This is a genomic window from Alteromonas sp. 07-89-2, assembly GCF_013113925.1.
Lineage (GTDB): Bacteria > Pseudomonadota > Gammaproteobacteria > Enterobacterales > Alteromonadaceae > Alteromonas > Alteromonas macleodii.
In genome coordinates this window covers 1-24,016 of the sequence record NZ_VTYM01000008.1, presented here as the reverse complement: position 1 = coordinate 24,016, position 24,016 = coordinate 1, and the positions used below count along the sequence as shown (strand labels likewise).

The following is a 24,016-nucleotide window of genomic DNA, read 5'->3' as shown; positions in this document are numbered from 1 at the left end:
ACAACAAGTGTTACTACCCGCGTTAAGGCTTGGGCGTTTTTTATTAGAATACAGCTGATGTTAGAGCTTTAAAATGGACTAAGAACCTACTGCTTTAGTAGGTTCTACAAAACGCTTTGACCTTGGCTTTACCAGTAAAGGCGAGTAGTTGATCGACCATCCTATCAAAGTAAGGGTTGTAGGTTAGCCTTGCATACACCTTGTCTTTCTTATTAGTTGCTAACTCTTCACCAGCGTTATCGGGCTCAAATCCCCACGGCCCATACCACACTTCTTCGCCGGCTTTGCAGCGCGCTTCAGCGTCACTACCTTGACCGTTATCACATATGCGAAAGTCACTCGTAGTACCATATAGCGGGTTCTTATCTGAAAAAAGTGTACTCATATGAGAGGCTGCGCTAATACGCTGCTCCGGGACCTTCATGGTTTGCATGATGAGTGTATTTTCAGGAACATCGGGTTCGTCCTCACCCTGCCACAATAAACACTTGTGTGGATGAGTAAAATTATCTCTAAACTGTTCAGCTACCTTTTTTGTGTCAACCACACTGTCTTTTTCTGCCACCACCATAAGCACAGGTAAATTCAACGCACGCTTTTCTTTTTCCGATTTAGAGAATAAATCTTGAAGCACATTTACGCTTTCTTGATAGGCAGCGAACCCTGGCATTGCAGTGGAATTATAGCGGCTTGGGTTATCTTCTTCTTCAACATTAGGCCAGGGAAATAATGAGTCAATATAAGGCGCTAAACGGGACACAAAGAAGCGTGATTTAAAGGCTGGTGAAAAATGCATTAGCCCTTTTATATCAAGCTCTTCAGCCATCGAAAAACTCGCTATTGTGGTCAAATTAGCGCCCGTCGAAAAGCCACCAATGTAGAGGTTGTCTACTTCTTCGGAAAATAGTCGTATGTGATGATTAGTTTCTGTCTGCCACTGCTGATAGCTAACATTTAGCATGTCTCCGGGTTTTGAGCCGTGTCCCGGCAACAAGATGGTTCTAACGTGAATGCCCTCACTACACATAGCGTTGGCAACATCACGAAAAAAGTAAGGTGAATCACCTAATCCATGAACTAACAAAACGCCAATATTGCGGTATTGTGTGCCGCATTCAAATGGCATATTCATGGACATTTCTTGTGCTTTTTCGTCAGAAATAAACGCCCTATGTTCAAGCAAGTAACGTTCAACTTCATTTAGGTAATTATCGAAAGGCTGCACACCAACCGGGAAGGCCTGTGCACTGGCGCTGAACTGAGAACTGTGCGACGAATGGCAGCCGCTCAATAAGAACATCGCGAGAGAAGCAGCACATGCGTGTGCTGCTTTAACGGTAAAATTTGGCATTGTTAACGTTTAGGTTTATGGCAATAAAAAGCGATTATTGCAGTGTATCTTTACCCGAAACTAATGCTTTGGCGAGTAATTTATGGGTAAGTAATGATAGAAGTTCGGTTTCTTCCTCGCTTCGCTCGCCATCAACGCCAGTGATCGCCATTGCAACCTCTAACGTTTTCTCGGCATCAAACGATAGGTCGTGCTTCAAACTGCGTAAAAACGTCATGGCATCGCCGGTGTCAATGGCCTTTCGCGTTTGGTATATCGTGTCGTTTAGAAATGCTTCGCGACAGATTGGGCTTTGCCAGTCTAAAGACTCAACCATTGCATTCAGGTAGTCTTGTTCCGACAATGTGACCATTCCGTCGACTTGATAAAGTAATACTGAAAGCTTGATAAGGGCTTGGTTAAAACTTTGTTGTTCTGATAATTGCATAACACTCTTCCTCTTCGTACTGTACGCGGCAGTACCACAACATGCTCTGCGTCCTAGCAGTAGCGATAATTTTTTTGTGTCTACACCGAGCTATTTAACACCCAAAGCATCAATAACGCGTCGTTGTTGAACTACGATAGGACCTATAAACCTTTAACTTGGTTCCAAGGTTTAACTGGGCTAATAATGTAGACCGCTGAATTGACGGTAGTGTTACGCAGCGATGAAGCTTTTAGTTCACAATGTTAAATAAGTGTAAACACCTATTGCATTATAGGTGTTTTTTGACAGGTTCCAAGTGTCACACATCGCAAAAATTTGCGTAAAAAAGACAAGAACAAAGTTAATCAACATTGTTAACTTACGTTTAAATTTGAACCGTTGACGTTATAAGAAAATCTGGCCCCCCTTAATAAACGTGGGCCAGACTTACCTTTACAGACAATGGGTAAGATTAGGAAATTACGTTAACGCAAGCCCAACGTGATATCGTTAATATAGAAATTGCCCGTATAGACTTTATCGTTATTACCATGGGATTCTAATGCAAAAAACTGCTTATCTTCATCGTTTAGGGCTTGATACCCCCCGATCACCTGATAAATCCACACTTCAGGGTCAAAGTCTAACGCCTGTTCTTCAAAGTAATCCAGCGCCGTTTTAGGCTGACCAGAGTCGATGACTTCACAGAAATACGCTTCTACCGCTTGCTGCAATGGATCTTTTTCAAGTGACAAGGTCGATTGCTCAGTCACATCAATGTCGACCGGTTTTGTGTCTTCGTGTTTAGTCTGGCGTTTGTGTACGTGGGTTAACGACGCCACTATATTTTGGTAATCGGCTTCATGCTCAACGTTGTTCACGTCTGGGGCGGCGTTAGCAATAATCGCGTCCGATTGGTTAAACAACACAGGTACGTTAGTCAGGTTAGCGTAGTTGCCTGGCGCAAAATCAGGCTGCTGCTCCATGTGTAGCAAGAAGCCTTTAAGCAAGCGTGTTCGACCTTGGAACTCTCTAAACCGGCCTAACAAGTCTAATAAGCGTGCTTGTACTACTGACAGCTCCTGTGCAGCTTTAGCAAAGCGCTGTTGTAGCGACACCACCAGCAAGTGACGAAGTTCACGGTTAGAACCTGCCAGTTCACTTAACTCATCGAAGCGGAAACACTCAAGCTGGGCAAGTAAGTCGGTTACCTGTCCTTGCGCTAACTCATTTTCGCGAATTTTAGCTTCAACCGAAGACACGTAGCCAAACTCATTGTTAATACGGCCAAACATGACACGCACGCTATTACTCAATGATTCTGAAAGCTGATAGACATGCTCGGTCAAATCGCCCATGTGGGCTGCCGCTTCATTATACTTGTTGTAGTGAAGGGCTTCTTTATAGTGCTCAGTTAGGGTTTTAAGACTTGCCAGCGACGCACCAATATTGGCGTTGATAGTCCGGTTGCGCTCGTCTTGTAAGCTCCCCTCTAAAAGCGTTCTCACCGCGCTTTTCAAACGCAGTTCGCTTTGCGCTTCCGGGCGCCACAATACGCCTAGTTGAACAAGCTGGTCTAATACCTTAGGGCTGTGATCGCGCTCTTTTACTGAACCATTAATGTACGCCTGCATGATAAGGTCGCTGTGACGACCCAATGCGTTTAATAGTTTAGTTCCTGCCTGAATTAACACCTGACTCATATCAAGCTACCTTGCGAAATAGCGGCCTCCGCCTGCTCAGATAAACTCAGCGCTTCGGTTTCATCAATGAAACGTAGCATTTCGTAAAGGTGCTCAATTTTGCCAGTGCCCAAATAAATCTGTTTATCTGGGTTTGGCTTAATCAGATAACCCATTTCAGTTAAGCGTTTAAACACCTGCTTTAGCTGACCATCCAAATTCACACTGGTAGAACCAAACATGCGATAGCGCGATATTTTCTCTAACTGCTCAGCATAGGCGGGGGTGTCTTCAATAGTAGTTTGCAGCTCGTTTAGTCGAATAGCGCTACCCATGGTAATGGGCATGTCAGATTCATTAGCTTGCTGAACCAGCAGCAACCACTCTACCAGAGGCACTAGGTTAGATGCAGTATCTTGGAACTGCTGTGTAAGCACTTTGCGCTCGTTCTCACCAATGGTGAGGAAACTGGCAAAGAATACGTCACCCTCAGCGGTGGTCGATAATGTACGATTTAATAACGCTAAATGAGGTTCTAACTGGGCAGCGTTGTCTCTTGATTTAAGAAAACGCCATGCCTCTTCATCGGTCACCTGACAAATAAACGCGCCTTGTAAAAGTGCACTCAGTACACGGCCTTGTTCTGTCATCATGCTGATGCCTCCTCACCTGCTACTTCACCGTTCTTTTCTGCTTCTTTTTTCTGTTTAATGCGAGCACCTATAGAACTTGCTTTGGGCTGAACCACCTGCAGTTGACGGGTTACCTTATCTATCAAGTAGCGGTTTTCAAACAATGTCAGTACTTCCGACTCTGGGTTAGGGAATGCGCCGACTACACTAATGTTGTTGTTTTGACACGCTTCAAAGATTTTCTTCACGTTGTTTTGGTGAAGTGTACCGAGTTCATCGATAGGCCAATGCACTGTGGCGTCGGCATCGCCGCGCAGCAGACGGGTGAAAGCGAGTAAGAATTTACACAGAATAAGGTAGGCCATACCGTGGCTTGATGACTCGTTAAGCTGGCGGTCAGTACGAATGACAAGGTCACTTTTACCCTCACGAAGGTGTAGCTCGATATCAAGTAGCTTGCTAATGCCGCCCGTGAGCGCTGCACGGCCAAGAATATCAAGAACCCGGCGCATACTTTGACCGTACTCTTCCTCTGGTAACTCGTTAGCCCCCTCTTCCATCCAGTGCTCATAGAGCTTTCTGAATTGCTCAAGTTCGGGCCAGAATTCAAGTTCACTAATACGTGAGCGAATTTTAACAGCCGAGTCTGATACACCATCAAGAGAAAGGTCGCCGTCGACCTCTTGGGTAATACGGCGGCTTTGCGACACAATTCGTTTGTCGATATCGGCAAGTACAAAGTAGTATTGCGAAAGATCGGCACCAAAGATACGGCCTTGCTCACGCAAGCCCTGTAGCTTCTGCGGAACAATCACGTTCAGAAGCTGTGCCAAATGCGACACCATACGGCGGTGATCAAAGCTCTTCACGCCGTGAGCGTTCAACGTCGCGCACTCTTCACGGGCGCGCTCCCACGTATCCGACAAACCTGTGCCCGCTTGCGCGGCAATAAGCTGATCGAATCTTTCTACATAGGCGCGAATATCGCTTAGTAAGTTTTCGCGCTCTTGAAGCTGGCTTTGCACTTCTGAGATACGCTGACCAATACTTACATCGTCATGCTTAATTTCAGCCGTTTCATCCCCTGCTTGAAGCGTAAGCTTGGCGAGAGATTTACTTAAGGTTTTAACCTGTTCCAGGTGCTCACTGGCAGTTTTAAGCGTTGTTTCAAGCTGACCGTGCTGCTCTTGAAGCTGTTCGCGGTTAGCTTTATAGGTTGCTTGTTTACTGGCTAAATTACGCTCAGATTCGCCCAATAACTTACGCGACTTAGACAAGCCTTCCTGCCATACCACTTTTTGCTTAGTAAACACGTTAGTGTACCAACGTTCGTAGTCGGCCACTTTATGACGATGGGTTTCAGTGCGAGTAATGTCTTCTTTAAGCTTATTGATTTGCTTTTTAAGCTGACCTATTTCATCAACATCCACGCCGCGATTGCTCAATTCGCTTTCTAGCCAATCCTGCATATCTTTGCGGTCTTGGGCAGCATTGTCTTTCGCCTTACGCATGTCGCTATCAAGCTGAGATATACGTGCTTCACTGTCAGCGATAAGCTGCTGCCAATGGAATTTGTGTTCGGTTTCCGCTTCGCGCTGCTGATCTTTGATTTCATCACGACTAAGCTCAAACTGCGCCTTCGCTTGCTTTTGCGACTGCTGATTCGCTTCAAGCTTAGTTTTGGCTTTTTGCTTACGTGCAGAAAGCGCCTGCTGATATTCGCTAAGTACCGTATCGCGGTCTTGCTGTGCACGTTTACGGCTGGCTTCGGCACTTTTAACGGCGTTGTCTTTTTGGGTAACCACAAGCTCGGCGTTGCGCACATCTTCGTTCGCTTTCGCCAAGCGCTGTTCGCATTCGTTTTGCGCAGCAAGGGCAGCGGCTTGACGAATTTCAGCTTCTTGCAGTTGCTGCTTAAGCGCTTGCTCGGTAAAGGCATAGTCTGGGGTATCAAGTTCAGTAAGTGCTAACTTAACGCCCATAAAGGTATGGCTGTCGCCTTGTGCATCCTTTGCCATAGCAGGCGCTAAATCAGTGCGCTCTAGTAGCTCAGGGCGCACAACTTTACCTAAGGATAACTCCCAGTCATCGACATTGGCGCGCAAGAACTCAAGTAGCGAGCCTTCTCCGGGGTAAAGAAGTGCATTAATTTTGTTAACCGCTTTTTCTTCTTGTTGAAAGGCGTTGCGCGCTTTATCTAACGCATTTGAACATTCTTTGCGAAACTCAACTGATTTACTGTGCGCCTGCTGCGCTTGTCGCAGCTCACCGCGCGCTGCATCTTCATTAATCGATGCTTCTTTAATGGCCGCATCAAGAATATCTAGCTGAGATTGTTCAAACTCGTTGTAGCCTGCGTTACTTAGTGAAGCTTTTAGTTCAGCTTCAGCAACTTTTAGCTCATTCAAACTATTTTGGTAATCGTTCTGAAGCGCGCTTAGCTGGCTATTGTAGTCGCTCTGAATGCGACTTAATGCTTCACGCTCGCTCTGCTGCTGCTCAGCTTTATTCTCTGCGGCTTCTTGGCGTGCGGCTGACATTTCTTCTAGAGTAATTGACAGCTTTTCACCTAGCTCAGCCAAGCGCTTGTTGTAGGCCGACTCAATATCTTGGTGTTTTTCAGTAAGCAGTACATAGCGACTATCGGCCATGGCCTTTTCATTTTGCCACTGCGACAAATTTGCGACGTCTTCTTTAAGCTGCTCAATATTTTGGTCTTGCCACTTATCGAATTCACGCTCTACCGTATCAAGCTCACTGGTGAACTTCTCAACATCGGCACGAGCAGATGAAATAACCTGATTTAGGTGATCGCGGGTATCACCCCACTCGCTGTCAGTTTGTTTGCGCTGGAAGCTATTCTCATCCAGTTCATTCTTTGTTGTTTCAACGCGCGCAGCCAAGTAGGTCTTATCAAGCTCGAAGCTATGCTTAAGGTTAGCAAGCACTTGCTCTGTTGTGGTTAGCGCCATGTCAGCTTGTTCGAGTTTAGAAAACTCAGGGCGAATTTTGTCGAATTGTTTAATTAAGTGACATTCTTTAATCCAGTCATCGACGCGGTGGCGGCTTAGGCCTGAAGTAGGTGGCGTAACGCCATCCTCTTCTAAAATGGCGGCAATCATGGCCTTGATAGTTTCCATCTTGCCTTCTTTAGAGTGAACCGCTTTAGCCAACTTCTCAATGTGGCGCATGTGTTTCGACGGTTCGCAAAGGCTAAAGATTTTAGCGTAGCCTAATAGCTCACGGGCATTGTTACTCTGGTTAAGCACCCCGTGGTCGTTTTGAATGATGGCGCGGAAGTCTTTGGTATTTAACAGACTGGTTACCAGAATGTTGTTACGCTTCATGGCACGTGCAAGCTCGGCGCTGCTTACACTGGCGTGTTTGCCGTTCTTTTGCTCTATTAAGTAGTCACTGATTTCAAATGGTTTGCCAATTAAACGATAATTGACGCCCGTACCATTAGAGCTTAACACTGCTTGGCACAGGTCACCTTCAGCACGCGTGTATTCATAAATAATAAAGCTAGATAAACGAGGCAAATACCAGCGTTCAAAGCTGTCACGGGTTGCCGGTACCACGCGACTTGGGTACTCGCCGTAAAACACGGGAATAAGTCGTTGAAGCGTGGTTTTACCCGACGCATTGGTACCACAAATATTGGTGTGTCCATCAAGCTTTAGCTCGACCACGCCTGGTAAATGCGTGTCGATAAGAATAATACGTTTTAAGCCTGCCATAGTGTTCCTGTATCAATAACTCTGCCGCGTGAACGCTCACACAGCACAAAACTGTACCTGCTTTGATAGGGTAAAAGTTGCATACCTGAAAGAAAGCGAGCACATGCGCACGATGTAGCCCGTCAGTGTATTATGAATTCACGAATTTGCACAGATGCGCGGTGATTTGTTGGTTATAAAGCATGCTATTGTTTAAAAGTTAAGTGGCAAAGCTTTTGAATATCCCAATAACGCCAAATAAATATAAAGCGGCACGTACTGATTAGGTACGTGCCGCTTTAGCGAAAGCATTGAGCTTTCATAGAACAGCGATGAAATGCACTGTTTCTACAAGGCTGTTCATCAGTTGTTTTACTTCACTGACAATACATTTACCGACTCTGGTGCGGGATACATGATGCTAAAGCTGGGCGTAATATCACCCGAGGCTGCATTTAGAATATTGTCAAAGCGCAGGATCATGCCATTTGATTTTTCAGCAACATATACATGACCATTGCTGAGCATCAAGTCTACCGGATTACCCAACATTGAGTTCGGTCCTGCAATATTGACGGATACATCCGTTATACCATCGGCACTGCCTGCGCCAGGAATCACGTACAATTTACCGTCAGTAGCATCCGCTGCGCTGCCTACATCAGAAATGACCAAACTATCGCTTTGGCTATCATAGTCTATGCCATGGATGTTGGTTGGCGCGGCAAATGCTGTCCCACCACTTGCAGGGACAATCAGCCTGTCTTCACCCGTAATTACGGTTTCACCGCTTTCCATTTTGCGCATCACCTCTTCAAACACGGCAACCGAACCGTTAGTTAACGCCAGATACGCGCTATCAGTCGATGGGTCGTAATCCACATCCCAAGGGCGCGCCCCGTTGGCAGCTTCAAGTGTTAATAGAGGCGCAACATTGCCTGATGCACAAGGCGAAAATACGCGAACGGCAGGAGTAGCTTCGTTAACATCTGCCACAAATACCACACCTGCTTCTGAGGCAATGTCTAACCCTTTAGGTGCAATCAAGCCTGTATCGCTACCCGCAATCATGTGGTCGAAACTATCGCTATACATCATACCGTCTCGCATGGTTTTGAGGCGATTAATCACGAGTAAACCACCCGTTGAGGTTTCAACATCATCGAAGGTAATGACGCCATCACCGCTAGCCGTGAAAGCGGCACTCTCAATGCTCATACCAGCGTCAAAAGTGCTTAGCTCACTGGAAAGTACAGCGCTGTATTGCGCTACTTGCCCCGTGGTTGCACCTTCGCTTGCAGGGTTACTTGATACCGAAAGGCCCATAATAGGCATGGTAGTTATGCCATCGTCCGATGCGTCTTTCATCTCGTTCAGCTGAGTTAACTCGGCCAACGACTCTGGTTTTACTGAAGGCGTTGATAGCGTTGGTGCAACGTCGCCACTAGCACCGTTGAATATGTTTGAGAACACCAAAATGGCGTCATTGGATTTTTCCGCCACGCGAAGATCAGAACCGGTTAAAACAATGTCTACTGGATTACCAAGCTGGGTAGATGCGCCGCCAATCACTCTGCTTGGTACAGCAGCCCCATCAGCCGTAGAGGCATTTTCTAAAACAAAAATTTGACCATCATCAGCAATTGCAGCATCGCCAACGTCTGACAATACCATACGATTAGACATAGGCTCGTAAGCGATACCGTGCAGATTAATCGATATTTGATTTCCGTCTGCATCTGAAGGCACCACTGAACGCATAACTGTGGGCGCAAAATCAGAACCAGCGACATTATCGTAAACCGCGAGTGTCCCATCGGTCAGTGCAACAAACAATCTATCGCTTTGTTCGTCATAGGCCACATCCCATGGTTTTGCTGAGGTCATTATTTCTGCAATCGGTGCAACATTGCCTGCTGCTTGGCCACCGAATACGCTAACCTTTTGACCGTTAAAGTCAGCCACCATAACTAAACCTGCATTTTCAGCAAAGGCAATACCTTTCGGATTAACAAGGCCCGTAGTTGCGCCCGTTATCTCATGCCCAGTACTCATCATGTAGTCGGCTTGAGCTTCAAAATTACAAAGCGTTCTTAATAACGGTAAATCACTGTCGCCAGCTTGTACCAAGCTTCCGCTTTGCGTGAATACAATCCCCTCATTGGCTCCTGTGGTTACCGTGGATAAGACGTTCGCGTTTTGGTCAATCGAGGTAACAGTATTGCGGTTGTCATCGCCATTGTTTGCGACCAAGAAAGTCGCTGACGCAAAGCCTGGGGTTCCATCCTGACCGGGTGCACCATCTTGGCCAGGCGCGCCATCAGTCCCATCGACACCATTTGTTCCGTCGTCACCGTCGCAGGCACTTAGCGCGAGAACCATTGCCGTCGCCAACAGTGACAGTTTTAATTTTTGCTGTGATGTTTTATTAAATTCCATCTTCATCTCCGTACTTGTTGATTCGTGAAGAGACGTCACTTAAACGCGATGCGATAAGTACTGCTCACGTCCTGTTCAACAAGCCAAACGATTGATGAGTGAAACTGGATGCAAAAAAAAATAAAAAAACCTCAATGCATTGCTGCGATTGAGGTTTTTAAGCATTGTTAAGTAATGCGACAGCCTTTTAACGAGGTGGGAAGCCACCGCCTCCGCCAAACCCGCCAGGACCGCCGAATCCACCCGGGCCGCCTGGGCCACCAGGGCCTCCAAAACCGCCACCCGGAGGCATCATGCCTTTCATCTGACGCATCATCTTCTTCATGCCGCCGCCAGACATTTTCTTCATCATTTTCTGCATTTGCGTAAACTGTTTAAGCAAACGGTTTACGTCTTGAATTTGCGTACCTGAGCCTGCCGCAATACGGCGCTTACGCGACCCTTTAATCATATCTGGACGTGCACGTTCAGCCGGGGTCATTGAATTAATGATGGCTTCCATTTGGTTGAACTGCTTGTCGTTTGCCTGATCTTTAATTTTGTCAGACATACCGCCCATGCCAGGAAGCTTATCAAGCATTCCCATCATGCCGCCCATGTTCTTCATTTGCTCAAGCTGATCTTTAAAGTCTTGCAGGTCGAAGCCTTTTCCTTTCTGTACCTTCTTGGCCAGCTTTTCCGCTTTCGACTTATCGACTTTACGCTCAACCTCTTCGATAAGGCTAAGTACGTCGCCCATGCCCAAGATACGAGACGCAATACGCTCAGGGTGGAAAGGCTCAAGTGCATCAACCTTTTCGCCCATACCGATAAACTTGATAGGTTTACCCGTGATGTGACGAACCGACAGTGCAGCACCACCTCGTGCATCACCATCTGCTTTGGTCAGTATTACACCGGTTAGCGGTAGCGCGTCGTTAAACGCCTTTGCCGTATTCGCAGCATCCTGACCGGTCATGGCATCAACCACGAACAGAGTTTCAATTGGCTTAACAGCAGCGTGAAGCTCTTTAATTTCGTCCATCATGTCACTGTCGACATGCAAACGACCTGCTGTATCCACTAGTAGTACATCGAAGAAATTCTTCTTCGCTTCAACAATGGCATCGTTAACGATATCAATGGGCTTTTGTAAAATCGTTGACGGGTGAAAAGCTACATTCACTTCACCGGCAAGGGTTTCAAGCTGCTTGATAGCGGCCGGACGATAAACGTCGGCACTCACTACCATCACTTTCTTTTTCTCGCGCTCAGTTAGGTATTTCGCAAGTTTACCTACAGACGTAGTTTTACCCGCACCTTGTAAGCCCGCCATAAGCACAACAGCCGGAGGTTGAGTTGCGAGGTTAAGCTTTTCGTTCGCTTCCCCCATCACCGACTCTAGTTCAGACTGAACGATTTTAATAAATACTTGGCCAGGCTTGAGGCTTTTGGTTACTTCGGTACCAACTGCACGCTCTTTTACCTGTGCAACAAACGCTTTTACTACGGGTAGCGCAACGTCGGCTTCAAGTAGCGCCATACGCACTTCGCGTAGCGTTTCTTTAATATTGTCTTCAGTAAGACGCCCTTTACCACTGACATTTCGTAATGTCTGGCCTAAGCGTTCTGATAAATTCTCAAACATAGTATGAAACTTCTTTTTATTTCAGACGTAATGCCCGCATTGTAACGTAAAAGCGAACGGTAACGTACCCACAATTGCGGTTAAATTTTTAAACTTTTGCGTCAAGGGTTGTCGAAATTTGATGTACGAATTTCGAAGTCGATATGGAGTAAAAATTGTCCTTCCATGATCCTATACCCACACTAAAAGTGGGTGTGAAACAAACAAAATCAAGGAGATGGTTGAATTTACTTGCAAGTTGCAGTATCAATACCGACTCAGTCGGTGAAGACGTCACCTACCTATTACAGGACGCATCATGAACACCCTTTTCGCCATTTCTGCTGCTTTACTCTACGCATTAGCTGCGGCAGTACTTATTGGCAAATTCGTACACCAAGACGGCCCGAATAAGCGATTGGGGCTAGCCATCGCTAGTGTTGGGGCAATTGCACATATCGCTTTTCTCACCAACGTTATTATTGTCGCGCCTGGGCAAGACATGAGTGTAACCAACGTACTTTCATTAGTGTCGTGGATAATCACAGTATCCATGCTTATATTTGCCCGCGCCATTCCTAATCTTATTTTACTTCCTGTTGTTTTCGGCTTTGCAAGTCTTACGGTACTCGCCTCACAGTTTATTCCCGTGTCGTACATCATGCACATAGAGCTGCAGCCGGGCTTAGTTATCCATATTAGTTTGTCATTGTTTGCTTACTGCACTTTGGTCATTGCATTCTTATACGCACTGCAAATGTCCTACATTACCTACCGGTTAAAGCAAAAAGGTGCTGCGCTACTACATTCATCACTACCGCCTTTAATGCTTGTAGAAAACATTTTGTTCAAGCTGTTGCTTGCGGGAACTTGTTTACTAACCGTCTCACTAATTAGCGGGTTTGTTTTCTTAGAAGATATGTTTAATAAAACCTATGCGCACAAAACAGTACTTTCCGCTGCAGCGCTTGTGGTATTTCTTATCCTTCTTATAGGCCAAAAGCTTCGAGGGTGGCGCGGACGACAGGTCATTGTCATGACAGTGTTGGGCGTGACTTTATTGTCCCTTGCGTATTTTGGTAGCAAGCTAGTTCGCGAGTTTCTTCTTTAAGACTCCCTGTATTTATTGCTGAGCTCGCTGCCGGGGGTTGCTTTATACGCGGCCCGGCGGCGCTTGTCACTTTTCGGTGTTATCTAGTTAATTAGGGGCATATCGACAATTTCCCCTTGAAACTCGGACCTCAAATCAATACATTTGAAGCCTAAGTTAAGACAGGAACCCATTAATTGGACGACATATCAACGAGTACGCTGTTTATCGCGCTCGGCGTACTCATATTACTATCTGCGTATTTTTCAAGTTCAGAAACTGGCATGATGTCGATAAACCGTTATCGACTCAAGCACTTGCAAGGAGAAGGCAACCGCTCAGCTATACGCGTTGCTAAACTTCTAGATCGACCTGATCGCCTTATAGGCCTTATTCTCATCGGTAACAACTTAGTAAACATTGCGGCATCCTCGCTCGCAACAATACTCTGTATTCGTTTATTCGGTGATTATTGGGGGCTTTTTGCTGCGACATTTGGCTTGACGCTGGTCTTACTTATTTTTGCAGAAGTAACGCCTAAAACCTTGGCTGCACTGTATCCAGAAAAAGTGGCATTCCCGAGCTCTATTATCCTGCTTCCGCTGCTTACTTTGCTGTACCCTTTTGTAGCAGCCATTAACGGTATCACAAACGGTATTCTGGCCTTACTAAGAATTAGTCCTTCAAGTGGAAGTGATGACTCGTTAAGTCGAGAAGAGTTAAGAACCGTGGTTTTTGAAGCTGGTGCCATGATCCCTAAGCGACACCAAGATATGTTGGTGAGTATTTTGGACTTAGAAAGTGTAACGGCCGAAGATATCATGGTGCCACGTGCTGAAATTTTTGCTATCGACATTAACGACGATTGGAAGAAAATTCAAAAAGCGTTAACCCATGCTCAACATACCCGTGTTTTATTATACCGAGACAGTGTCGACGATGCGGTAGGCTTTGTGCATGTGCGTGACGCCCTGCGCCTTCTATCAAAAGACCAGTTCACTAAATCAAGCTTGCTTCGCGCAGTTCGTGAGATTTACTACACGCCTGAATCTACCCCGCTGCACACGCTGATGTATAAGTTTCAAGCCGAAAAAGAGCGCATTGCTCTGGTTGTTGATGAGTATGGCGACATTATGGGTCTAGTCACTCTTGAAGATATTCTTGAAGAGATTATCGGTGACTTTACCACCAGTATGGTTCCAGACCACAGTAAGGAAGCACACGTACAACAGGATGGTTCAGTATTGGTTGATGGTAGTGCCAACGTCCGGGAATTGAACAGAGAAATGGATTGGAACCTGCCTACGGAAGGCCCTAAAACCCTTAATGGTTTATTACTTGAGTATCTTGAAGATATTCCTGAGAACAAAGTAAGCGTGCGTTTGGCGGGTTATCCGTTAGAAATTGTAGACATTTCAGAAAGCATGATAAAAACCGTCAGAATCATGCCGGAATACTATGTTGCACCTAAAGAGTCGAATAATGACCACTAAGCGTTTTGGTGGTTAACCTGCCTTTCGGCCTTATCAGCTAACCTTTTGATTCGTCAGCTAGACGCTGTGCTCTATTTGCCAGCGCTCTAGCTTTCGCAGCAGCGACCTTATCTGACAATTCAGATAATTTGGCAATAATATCCTGCGTCTCCTTATCTTCACGTAAATCAGCCTCCGCCATATGCGATTGCAATGAACGTTTAAGGAGCTCAGGAATAGATTTGCTGTCCATTTCCCAACCCTTCAATAGAATAAACTTTGACACTCTCAAAGAGTCTATCGACCATGTGGGAATTTACTTAACGATTAATTGTTCAATATCCGAAATTAATCGCTAAGAAGGAGCAAGGCGTTTACAGTCCTTGATAATGCGTTACCAGCGTGCCTTTGTGCTCTTTTAAAGAATACTTGATAACAGCAATTGAGGCCGTAGAAAACAAACTTGTGGTGTAAGACTGGCACAGTTCATCAACGAGATAGCTAACTAGCGGCATGTGACTAACAACAAGAAGTTTTTTGATTGGTTTTTTGGAATTGACCGCGGCGTGAAGAAGTCCATCAATATAATCACTCACCAGTCTTGGCGAGCCTTCCGGAACAATATCTTCATTATTTTCAACTTTGTTCACAATGATATCAAGCGATACCATATCATGGGTCTGTTTGGCTCGACGATAAGGGCTCACAAGCGCTAAGTCCACAATGCCTTTCTGGCAATATTGGTCTTTTAACCATAAAGCTGCTGTTTTGGCTTGCTCTCTACCTAATGGTGTAAGTTGCCTGCTTTTATCATCGAGTCTGGGCGCTTCTGCTTCACCGTGACGCATAATGAAAAGATAAATGTCGTCGTTGCTACTTTGACCTGACATAACATTGCGCATAGTATTAATGAAAGTATGCTAACGATATCAGAGAGCTGATACTACGCCTAGCGCTAAACCGCGAATAGTGAGAATTTTCGTACATTATTTAACGTTTTGTGAAGTTTCTCTTTATAGACGCTCCAGCAGTAAGGTGCTCTTGACCAAAAACGAGACAATGTGAACAACACCATAAATTTAGAAAACGCACATCACGTTACTTTACCTAATGGGTTGCGTGCCATGTTATGTCACACGCCAGAAGCGAGTGAATCTTTTGTTTCAATGGCGGTAAGAGCCGGACACTTTTATGACCCAAACGATTGCCAAGGGTTAGCCCACCTTCTTGAACACATGCTTTTTATGGGTAGCCGTCATTTGCCCAAACCCAATGCTATAAATGGATTCATTGAGCAACACGGCGGCACAATCAATGCGTGGACAGGTACCGAGTACACAAATTACCATTTCAATTGCAGCGGTGATGCTATTGCGCAAACATTGCCTGCATTTGCAGATATGCTTAGGCAACCCTTATTTGAAGAAGACGCGCTAACCAACGAAATAAAGAACATTCATGCTGAATTTGAGTTTAAGAAAAAAGATGACCTTCGCCGCCTTTATCAAATTCATAAAGAGACATGTAACCCAGAGCATCCTTTTGCAAAATTTTCTGTAGGCAATTGCGATACCTTTTCTCAACACGAATGTACAGAGCTTAAACGTCGCCTGAAGTCACTGCACCAATCGTATTACTGTGCGCTTAATATGCGCTTGTGCATAGCCAGTCCTATGCCAATACGTCAACTCGAGGCGTTAGTGAATCAGTGTTTTGGGACATTGCCAAGTGGACAGCTAGCCTCTGACGACTGGCCTTCGCTTTACACAGAAAATGAACTGGGCATTCAAATCAACATTCATCCGCTGCAATCTGCTAGACGTATGATAGTGACATTTGCCCTCCCCGCCTTACAGAACGACTACAAAACCAAACCGCTGAACTACATCAGCCATTTGATTGGTGACGAAGGTGAAGGAAGCCTACTTGCCTATTTAAAAGAAAAAGATTGGGCGTTAAACCTGATAGCGGGCTCTGGCATAGAAGGCGATAAATTTAAAGATTTTAACGTGAGCTTTCAGCTTACCCAAGAAGGCCTTAAACACAAAGCGCAGGTGTTAGAGGCACTATTTAGCTACATCGAATTAATTAGAGAAGCATCGACTGAAGAGTGGCGCTTTCACGAAAAGTCGCAGCTAAACGCGCTGGCCTTAGAGTACGAAGAAAATGTGAAGCCGCTTGGGATCATAACTGAGTATGCACAGCATCAATTTATATTCGAACCTGACGAATTAAATAGACTTCGCTCTACTATTGGTAGTTATGACAGAAGCATAATTGAGCATGCTCTGTCCTTTTTCACGCCCAAGAACCTTCGTTTAAAGGTTATATCAAAAGATGTTAAGACCACTCAGGTTTGCGCATTTTATGAGGCTGAATATAGCGTTGAAGACATCGACGATGCACTAATACATTCACTTGAAAGCGCAAAGAAAATTCCAGAATTGCGCCTTCCACCACCCAATCCTTATTTGGCGAGTGAATACACGCTTATCCTCCCTGAAACGGGATTTAACGTTCCAAACAGGTTGGTAGATAATGGTGGCTATCGATTTTGGTTCGCTCAGGACCAGCAATTCCATAGTCCCAAAGGCGATATTTACATCTCTTTCGACGCCGCTCAGTTTTCAGACTCTTTGACCTCTGTTGCGGCCAAGCGAATTTGGCTCGGCGCACTCAACGATCATCTCCAAGCTAGATACTACCGAGCTGAAATAGCGGGACTTCACTATCGGATTTATGGGCATCAAGCTGGATTTACCCTACACACCCGTGGTTTCACGAATCAGCAGACATTGTTAGCAAGTCAACTTCTTGACGCCGTTCTCAGTTTTATTCCTGACGAAAGAGCCTTTGAACATCACAAAGCACTTCAAATTCAAAGCCTTCATAATTCACTGTTAAATAAGCCGACTAACCGTTTATTCTCTCGCTTAAGTGTTCTTATTCAACGCAACACGCAAGCGCCAGTTGAATTGTTAGACGTGATAGAAAACATCTCTTATAACGAGATGCTAAGCTGTCGCAGTGCAGCCTTTGAGCATTATTTTGTAGAGGCATTTATGCATGGCAACTGGGCAAGCGAAGAAGCAAAGGCGTTTTCGACATCGCTTCATAGCCATTGTAAAAATGCAGGGGGAGCTCCCCTTTCTCGTGCCGTATCTAAGCTGCCTGTGGGCGGAACTCTTTATCACGAAGTGTTGTGTAATCACGATGACTCAGCGGTCGTACTTTATTTACAAGCGCCTTCTCCGAGCCTCACCGACACCGCATTGTGTATGGTTCTTGAACAGATGCTGGCAGCACCGTTCTTCAATTCGTTAAGAACAGAACAGCAATTGGGATACATAGTCGGTACAGGCTATGTACCACATAATCAACACCCCGGAATGGCATTTTACATACAAAGCCCGCAATGCAGTCCAAAGCAGTTGCTAGATGCAATGACCGCCTTTTTATTCCAGCAACTCAATGAAATAGAGTTCTATCGTTTTTATTGGCCGACTATCCAACAAAACCTTATTAAGCAGTTAGAAGAGAGAGACCTTACACTTTCGATGAAGTCACAGCGTTTATGGGTAAGTTTGGGTACGCAAGATTTAGAGTTTAATAGAAATGCAAAGCTTGCTGAAAGAATCAAAGGCTTGAGTTTCGAAGAGATTCAAGACTTCGCGCATCAACTCGCTAAACGAGAGCGCTGCGGGGAATTGGTGCTTTTCTCTCGAGGAAAATTTGAGAGTATTCCCACGCAAGAAAAACGAACGATTAACAGTATTTCTGAATTCAAAAAAGAAATTCCTTACTACTAAAGCTGCATTGTAGGCACGTGCCACGGTCGTTAAGATTTTAACCAATCTGCCGATACCCAGTGGTATTCGCAGACAAGGTTGGTTAATAAGTAAACCATCATTCTTGTTATTACTAAAAAGTCCTTGTAGAGGCTTAGTTAATTCGGCATATTTATTATTCTGGCTGTTAGGGATGCCGCCAGTAAAATAAAAAAATAATAAATGGCGTATGCCAAAGGTGTGTAGGTGCGCTCAACCCTAATTTATTCAATTTCTCTTCTTTTGTTGGCTTTGTCAGGAATTCTTTTTTCTTCTGCAAAGGCGATAGAGGTTTCTGATCTTCATTTTACAGAGCTAAATAAGCAGCATGGTCTATCGGATACCGCAGTATTAGACATTGTGGAAGATGACATGGGTTTCATTTGGCTTGCAACGTCAAACGGCCTTAACCGATACTCTGGTTATGATGTAAAACAATACCATCCCTCAGATGTAGACCCGAATTCGTTACCTTCAGGGTACATTCAATCCTTGTTTGTGGATTCGGAGGGGCAATTATGGGTAGGCACACACTCGGGACTAGCGCTTTATCAGCCTGAAACCGACAGTTTCAAAGTTTTCAATAAAGAAAACTCGGTAATAAAAACTGATTTAATAACAGCAATTACAGAGTCCAAAAATGGCGATATTCTCTTCGCGGATCGCAAATTCTTGTATAGATACTCCAAACAACGATCGCAAATAAGTGTTCTGACTCAGGTTTTCAATGAAGAAAGCTTCATTAAAGTTATCTTCGAAGAAGCCAATCGTATCTGGGTGGGCTCAAATAAGTTTGGCGCAAAACTTATAGATACAGAGACCTTAGAGGTTCATGACGTAAAAAAAGTGAATCCTTGGGGTGTTTCACTTGATATTCGAGCGCTCCATGACATATCAGTGATTAACGGCAACTATTGGTTGGCGACTAATAATGGACTTATAGTAATTGCGTCAAATGGGAAAATTCTAAAGAAAATTGAAAGTAAAGATTTAGGTGTTGAAGAAGAGGTAAATTCATTTTCAATATCGGTTGTTGATGACGATATTTGGATTGGTACTTTTATAGGGTTGTTTTTGCTTTCTGACGGCGCAGCAGTTCCAGTAACTGAAGCTTATAACCCTGAAGTTATACATTTAAACGCCGAAACGTACAACACAACAGGAATCCCACCAGAAATCATAATTAAGGTTATAGAAGATAGAACGGGTGTTGTTTGGGCTGCAACCTTTCATCGGGGAGCTTTTAAATATCACCCCGATTTTGCCAGTGTTCACTTCCAACCCGTGTTTAATTCGGAACGGCATACTGAAGACAATTATTCAACTATTTGGGGCTTCGCAGAAAACAGCTCAAACGAACTGTTTCTTGTTTCTCAGCAAAAAGGCGTGGGGAAAATTTCGAAAGAAACCGGTAATGTATCGTTTTTCAATTTGCCTCAAGATATAGATGTCAATAGCTCATTCTGGGACATTGAGATAGATAACAACAACAATATTTGGCTTGCTTCGTCGGTAGGATTGATTGTACTTGCAGAAACAGATAATGGACTAGTAACACTACGAAAATACTTCGAAGGTTCATTCATTGATCACATCTTTAAAAGTGAATCTGCAATATGGTTCCAACTTCCTAATGAAGATGTTCATTCAATAGATTTTGATGATGTGCCTAATGAGAGTGACCGGCAACTCCTCAAAAAAACCTTTCTCAAGAATACGGAAAAATGTTTGCTATCTATGCCGATGACAAAAAGAGGGTTTGGTTTAGAGCTGGAGAAAAACTAATTGTTTATTCAGTTGAAAAGCAGCAAATCACAAAGGTATTGGATTCAACCAATGGCATTAACTCTCTTGTATATGGAATTCACCAAACAAGTGATGGGCTTTGGCTAACTACTCGTTCCGACGGTGTCATCCAACTAGACGAAGAAAGCCTTGTTTTGGTCAAAAAACAAAAGCGAGATAACCAAAGTGGATTTATCACGTCTACAACATCTATAAACAACAATATTTGGTACTCTGACGCTAAGGGTGTCCACAAAGTGCTTCTTCCTTCACTCAGAGAAGCTGAGAGTATACCAAATCAGCAACTAGACTTTAACTCACTGGGTGAAGGCGCTGTAATTGCTACTAGAAACAACATTATTTACTTTGGTGGCAACAAAGGCTTTATAAGAATATCCAAAAACGCAAACTCTGATGCTGAAGGCATCCTACAAACCCTAGCTCCTCAGTTATATCAGATCAACATCTTTGGTTCAGTCGCTAAATCCAAAAGAAACTCAATGGAAGGAGATGATTCAACTCATTCGTTCTCTTCCAAGGAAATAATAACCTACGTAAGTCAGTTAACGCTTAAGCACGATGAAACCAGGTTCAGTATTTCATTCGGCTCAGTAAACCCTGTTTACCCTAATCAAGTTACTTACCGTTATAAGCTCTCTAATTTTGAAAATGATTGGATATATGTTGACGATGAAAGGTCTGCACAATTCAACAATATATCCTTTGGAAGCTACACTTTTTCAGTTCAAGCAAAAGAGCCCGGGAAATCATGGTCTGAAAGTAAAAACTTGCAGATAATTATTGAACGTCCTCCATGGCTCCATACCGTCGCTTTGGTATTTTATTGTTTAATAGCTTTCGCGATATTTGCGTTCATCGTTCGCCAATATCAAATAAGAAAAGCCAATCAGCTTGCCATCAAAGAGTCGGAAGAACGCCTTAAACTGACGCTATGGAGTTCAGGTGATGAGTTGTGGGACTGGGACGTATACAGAGGCCAAGTTTACCGTGCAAATACGTGGGGCACACTCGACTTCCCTCAAGATGATATACGCACCACAGGCGCTTACGATGCAAACATACACCCTAACGACGTAAGCCGTGTTAAAACTGCTCTAAGAGACCATCTTGAAGGTAATAGCGACTTCTACGAGCTCGCATACCGCGCAAAGACATTTAAGAATCAGTGGATTTGGATACTTGACCGCGGAAAAGTGGTTGAAAGAGACCACAATTCTCAGCCGGTAAGAATGACTGGTACACTTAAGAATATTCATCACTTAAAAGAAGCTGAAGAGCAGCTGAATCTATTTAAACGTTCAATTGAGAATATTTCTGAAGGTGTATTTATAACTAATACCCAATTTAAATTCATAAGTGTAAACAATGCATATTGCGGTTACACCGGCGAAACCCGTGATCAAGCATTAGCAAGCTATATGCATTTCCATCTATATCCAGACGCGTTTACCGAAGAAATTAAGAAAACGCTAAAAGCGAAAGGTAACTGGTCAGGTGAAGTAGAAAGTGTGCGAGTGAACGGCGAGCGCTATGAAATGGAATTAAATATAGACGCCGTCCATGACGATGACGGAAAAATAAGCCATTTTGTAGGCGTATTTAGTGATATCACGTCAAGAAAAAGTACTGAAAAAGAGCTATTGAAACTAGCTAATACTGACCCGCTCACAGAGCTTCCGAATCGTTCGTTCTTCCAAGCTAGCCACCAGAACTTGGTGCGGAAAGGAGCACAACATACTCTGCTCTGTTTGGATATGGATAACTTTAAGAAAATAAACGATTCCTTAGGTCACCAAACGGGCGATATATTAATTAAACAAATAGCAAAGCGCTTACAGAGAATTACGGGTAAGAGTGCGACTTGCTATCGTTTAGGTGGTGATGAATTTAGCGTGTTAATGGAAGACAATGCCGATATCCACACGGTAACGCATTACGCACAGAACCTATTAGACACTTTATCTCGCCCCTTTATCATTAATAAGCAAGAGTTTGTATTGGGTGCCAGTATTGGCATCGCGTTCTTCCCTGACGACGGCACTTCTCCCCAAGAAATGCTGAAAAACGCCGACACAGCCATGTATTTCGCTAAAAACAATGGCGGTAACAGCTATCAGTTCTTTAGCGGAGAGATGAATCAAAACGCCGTTAGGCAACTGCAAATTGAAAACCTTATAAGACAAGGTATTAAAGATGACTTGTTTACGGTTTACTACCAGCCGAAAGTTGATATAGCCTCAGGTAAGCTAGTCAGCATGGAAGCTTTAGTGCGCTTTGAGCACCCCCAAAAGGGCATAGTAAGCCCTGGGCAATTTATCCCTCTGGCAGAACAAACGGGTCAAATTATAGAAATTGGTGAACAAGTGCTAAGAAAGGCTTGTGCAGATACCAAACGCTGGGTAAGCCAAGGTTTGTTTAGTGGTCGTGTAGCCGTTAATATTTCTGCAAAGCAGTTCGAGCTACCTGACTTAGACGATAGAATAAACAAGATCTTAAGCGATATTGGTTTGTCGCCACTACATTTAGAGTGCGAAATAACTGAAGGTACGCTAATGGAAAGCCCTGAAAACGGCCTTCAAATGATGACTCGCCTTCGCGAAAGAGGTATTCACCTAGCGCTAGACGATTTCGGTACAGGTTACTCGTCGCTAGCCTACTTAAAGCGTTTCCCACTAAACACACTAAAAATTGACAAAGCATTTATTGACGATATTGCAAAAAGTAATGTGGACCGTCATATGGCAGCTGCCATTATAAATATTGCCCACAATTTAGGCTTAAAAGTTGTAGCGGAGGGCGTTGAAGAAGAAGCACAGCTAGATATTTTACGTCGCTACGATTGTGAGATGTTGCAAGGCTTCTTGTACAGCCGACCATTAAATGCAGAGCGCTTCGAGAAGCTTCTCACCGAGAATCAAAAGCTTCATACGCTGCTCGGCCACTCCAATTTTTAACCGCCCTTACCTTTTACTTCGCGTATAGGGCGTTTACTTTCCCCTCCTTGACGCCACTCATTGCAGCTTTAGGCAAAGTCATGCCTCTATTCAACCTTAGTTTATTAAACTCTAGTGCCATTAAAATGGCGCTTATGAACGTCGATAAATCCCCGCACCAAAAACAAACTATAACCCATTGAATATAAAGGAAATCTTAAAAAATATTATTTCTGGCACGCATTTAGCTAAGTATTAAGTACCGATGACAAATATAAAAAATCGGTTTTGTTTGTTCGTTCAAAATAATCAGAGGAAATTAACATGTTAAAAGAGTACGCAGTTGCACTAGTACTTTCTACCGCTACCCCAGTTGCTGCCGACAAGCAAGAAGGCGCTAAACAAGCTCCTGAGTCGCAAAAAGAAACCATCTCTCAACCAGAGTATGTTAAGCCACAATCTGGTGGTGGCTACGGCGTTGGCTTCTAATCTGAAGCACAGTATTTCAAAAAAAGAGAGCAACGCTCTCTTTTTTTATACCTGTATTTTACGCCCCACTTACTTATTTCAGCAGACCGCTAGGAAAGACTACGCAGAAATATAAAGGTTGTTAAACCCTACTGCATTGCGCCAATGTATATGGCGAGAGATTGAGAACATGGGCAGTAAGATTGGACCTAACACAAAACCCGCTATCGCCCACTTCTTCGCGCTCATTCCCCATTTAAACGCTTCTACATAAAAATACAGAGAAAATATAACGCTTAATACTACGAGTGAAATCACACTGCCTCCGCCTGTTTGACCTAGTTACGTGGGTTTACTTATCCCCATCAATTATTCAATTTAACTTACTGATAATTTACGCCAACAATTTGACACGTTCATTTTTTAACCGCAGGAATTCTACCCAAAATAGAACAATAAACCAGCAAAAATACCCATTAGACATAAAAATGTATGGTCCGCCTCGTTATTGCAACAATAAATGTCGATAACGGGGTTGGTTATGCGCTAATGTATTCGGAGTCTGATTAGGTGCTTTCGCAA

The 24,016-nt window shown here is 44.2% G+C and carries 16 protein-coding genes; 6 read left to right on the top strand and 10 right to left on the bottom strand.

Annotation, left to right across the window (positions count from 1 at the left end; translation table 11 throughout):
* Positions 1 to 94: 94 nt before the first annotated feature.
* The 7 genes from F0261_RS07190 to ffh all read right to left on the bottom strand — a co-directional run bounded on the left by F0261_RS07190 (position 95) and on the right by ffh (position 11,859).
* On the bottom strand, positions 95 to 1,351 hold the full coding sequence (locus tag F0261_RS07190; protein WP_171337577.1) for a carboxylesterase: 1,257 nt from the start codon (positions 1,349 to 1,351) through the stop codon (positions 95 to 97).
* A 34-nt stretch (positions 1,352 to 1,385) separates the two neighbouring features.
* On the bottom strand, positions 1,386 to 1,778 hold the full coding sequence (locus F0261_RS07185) for a TerB family tellurite resistance protein (RefSeq protein ID WP_014976016.1): 393 nt from the start codon (positions 1,776 to 1,778) through the stop codon (positions 1,386 to 1,388).
* Positions 1,779 to 2,245: 467 nt separating this feature from the next.
* Positions 2,246 to 3,463: a phosphoenolpyruvate carboxylase gene (locus F0261_RS07180; RefSeq protein ID WP_075176223.1), complete on the bottom strand. Its 1,218-nt coding sequence runs from the start codon at positions 3,461 to 3,463 to the stop codon at positions 2,246 to 2,248.
* Positions 3,460 to 4,095 carry a hypothetical protein gene (locus F0261_RS07175; protein ID WP_014978725.1) on the bottom strand — a complete coding sequence of 212 codons (636 nt, stop codon included), beginning with the start codon at positions 4,093 to 4,095 and terminating at the stop codon, positions 3,460 to 3,462. The genes F0261_RS07180 and F0261_RS07175 overlap by 4 nt, the downstream gene beginning before the upstream one ends.
* Positions 4,092 to 7,814: an ATP-binding protein gene (locus tag F0261_RS07170; RefSeq protein ID WP_171337576.1), complete on the bottom strand. Its 3,723-nt coding sequence runs from the start codon at positions 7,812 to 7,814 to the stop codon at positions 4,092 to 4,094. The genes F0261_RS07175 and F0261_RS07170 overlap by 4 nt, the downstream gene beginning before the upstream one ends.
* A gap of 351 nt (positions 7,815 to 8,165) precedes the next feature.
* Positions 8,166 to 10,232, bottom strand: coding sequence for a YncE family protein (locus tag F0261_RS07165; protein WP_171337575.1), 2,067 nt, complete (start codon positions 10,230 to 10,232; stop codon positions 8,166 to 8,168).
* Positions 10,233 to 10,419: 187 nt separating this feature from the next.
* Positions 10,420 to 11,859 carry a signal recognition particle protein gene (gene ffh, locus F0261_RS07160; RefSeq protein WP_171337574.1) on the bottom strand — a complete coding sequence of 480 codons (1,440 nt, stop codon included), beginning with the start codon at positions 11,857 to 11,859 and terminating at the stop codon, positions 10,420 to 10,422.
* 298 nt (positions 11,860 to 12,157) lie between these two features.
* Here ffh and F0261_RS07155 point away from each other — a divergent pair, with 298 nt between their 5' ends.
* A complete protein-coding gene (locus F0261_RS07155) occupies positions 12,158 to 12,949 on the top strand; it encodes an inner membrane protein YpjD (RefSeq protein ID WP_171337573.1) in 792 nt (263 codons plus the stop codon).
* 176 nt (positions 12,950 to 13,125) lie between these two features.
* Positions 13,126 to 14,421 (top strand): HlyC/CorC family transporter, encoded by a 1,296-nt coding sequence (locus F0261_RS07150; protein WP_171337572.1) that lies wholly within the window; start codon positions 13,126 to 13,128, stop codon positions 14,419 to 14,421.
* Positions 14,422 to 14,458: 37 nt separating this feature from the next.
* Here F0261_RS07150 and F0261_RS07145 read toward each other — a convergent pair whose 3' ends face one another.
* Positions 14,459 to 14,653 carry a hypothetical protein gene (locus F0261_RS07145; RefSeq protein WP_014978722.1) on the bottom strand — a complete coding sequence of 65 codons (195 nt, stop codon included), beginning with the start codon at positions 14,651 to 14,653 and terminating at the stop codon, positions 14,459 to 14,461.
* A gap of 121 nt (positions 14,654 to 14,774) precedes the next feature.
* The gene (gene sixA, locus F0261_RS07140) at positions 14,775 to 15,290 is read right to left on the bottom strand and encodes a phosphohistidine phosphatase SixA (protein WP_253819262.1); all 516 of its coding nucleotides are present in this window, start codon (positions 15,288 to 15,290) and stop codon (positions 14,775 to 14,777) included.
* Positions 15,291 to 15,461: 171 nt separating this feature from the next.
* Here sixA and F0261_RS07135 point away from each other — a divergent pair, with 171 nt between their 5' ends.
* The 4 genes from F0261_RS07135 to F0261_RS07125 all read left to right on the top strand — a co-directional run bounded on the left by F0261_RS07135 (position 15,462) and on the right by F0261_RS07125 (position 23,455).
* Positions 15,462 to 18,209, top strand: coding sequence for an insulinase family protein (locus F0261_RS07135; RefSeq protein ID WP_171337570.1), 2,748 nt, complete (start codon positions 15,462 to 15,464; stop codon positions 18,207 to 18,209).
* A 225-nt stretch (positions 18,210 to 18,434) separates the two neighbouring features.
* The gene (locus tag F0261_RS19900; RefSeq protein ID WP_253819259.1) at positions 18,435 to 20,012 is read left to right on the top strand and encodes a two-component regulator propeller domain-containing protein; all 1,578 of its coding nucleotides are present in this window, start codon (positions 18,435 to 18,437) and stop codon (positions 20,010 to 20,012) included.
* Positions 19,952 to 22,987, top strand: a complete 3,036-nt coding sequence (locus F0261_RS07130) for an EAL domain-containing protein (protein WP_253819256.1) — start codon at positions 19,952 to 19,954, stop codon at positions 22,985 to 22,987. The genes F0261_RS19900 and F0261_RS07130 overlap by 61 nt, the downstream gene beginning before the upstream one ends.
* A gap of 303 nt (positions 22,988 to 23,290) precedes the next feature.
* Positions 23,291 to 23,455 (top strand): hypothetical protein, encoded by a 165-nt coding sequence (locus F0261_RS07125; protein WP_014948812.1) that lies wholly within the window; start codon positions 23,291 to 23,293, stop codon positions 23,453 to 23,455.
* A 99-nt stretch (positions 23,456 to 23,554) separates the two neighbouring features.
* Here the strand turns inward: F0261_RS07125 and F0261_RS07120 are convergent, their stop codons facing one another.
* The gene (locus F0261_RS07120) at positions 23,555 to 23,752 is read right to left on the bottom strand and encodes a hypothetical protein (RefSeq protein WP_014948811.1); all 198 of its coding nucleotides are present in this window, start codon (positions 23,750 to 23,752) and stop codon (positions 23,555 to 23,557) included.
* Positions 23,753 to 24,016: the final 264 nt, after the last annotated feature.

Coding starts and splice junctions, on each gene's coding strand:
- F0261_RS07190 (WP_171337577.1), bottom strand. CDS start 1,351: ATGCCAAATTTTACCGTTAAAGCAGCACACGCATGTGCTGCTTCTCTC.
- F0261_RS07185 (WP_014976016.1), bottom strand. CDS start 1,778: ATGCAATTATCAGAACAACAAAGTTTTAACCAAGCCCTTATCAAGCTT.
- F0261_RS07180 (WP_075176223.1), bottom strand. CDS start 3,463: ATGAGTCAGGTGTTAATTCAGGCAGGAACTAAACTATTAAACGCATTG.
- F0261_RS07175 (WP_014978725.1), bottom strand. CDS start 4,095: ATGATGACAGAACAAGGCCGTGTACTGAGTGCACTTTTACAAGGCGCG.
- F0261_RS07170 (WP_171337576.1), bottom strand. CDS start 7,814: ATGGCAGGCTTAAAACGTATTATTCTTATCGACACGCATTTACCAGGC.
- F0261_RS07165 (WP_171337575.1), bottom strand. CDS start 10,232: ATGGAATTTAATAAAACATCACAGCAAAAATTAAAACTGTCACTGTTG.
- ffh (WP_171337574.1), bottom strand. CDS start 11,859: ATGTTTGAGAATTTATCAGAACGCTTAGGCCAGACATTACGAAATGTC.
- F0261_RS07155 (WP_171337573.1), top strand. CDS start 12,158: ATGAACACCCTTTTCGCCATTTCTGCTGCTTTACTCTACGCATTAGCT.
- F0261_RS07145 (WP_014978722.1), bottom strand. CDS start 14,653: ATGGACAGCAAATCTATTCCTGAGCTCCTTAAACGTTCATTGCAATCG.
- sixA (WP_253819262.1), bottom strand. CDS start 15,290: ATGTCAGGTCAAAGTAGCAACGACGACATTTATCTTTTCATTATGCGT.
- F0261_RS07130 (WP_253819256.1), top strand. CDS start 19,952: ATGTTTGCTATCTATGCCGATGACAAAAAGAGGGTTTGGTTTAGAGCT.
- F0261_RS07125 (WP_014948812.1), top strand. CDS start 23,291: ATGTTAAAAGAGTACGCAGTTGCACTAGTACTTTCTACCGCTACCCCA.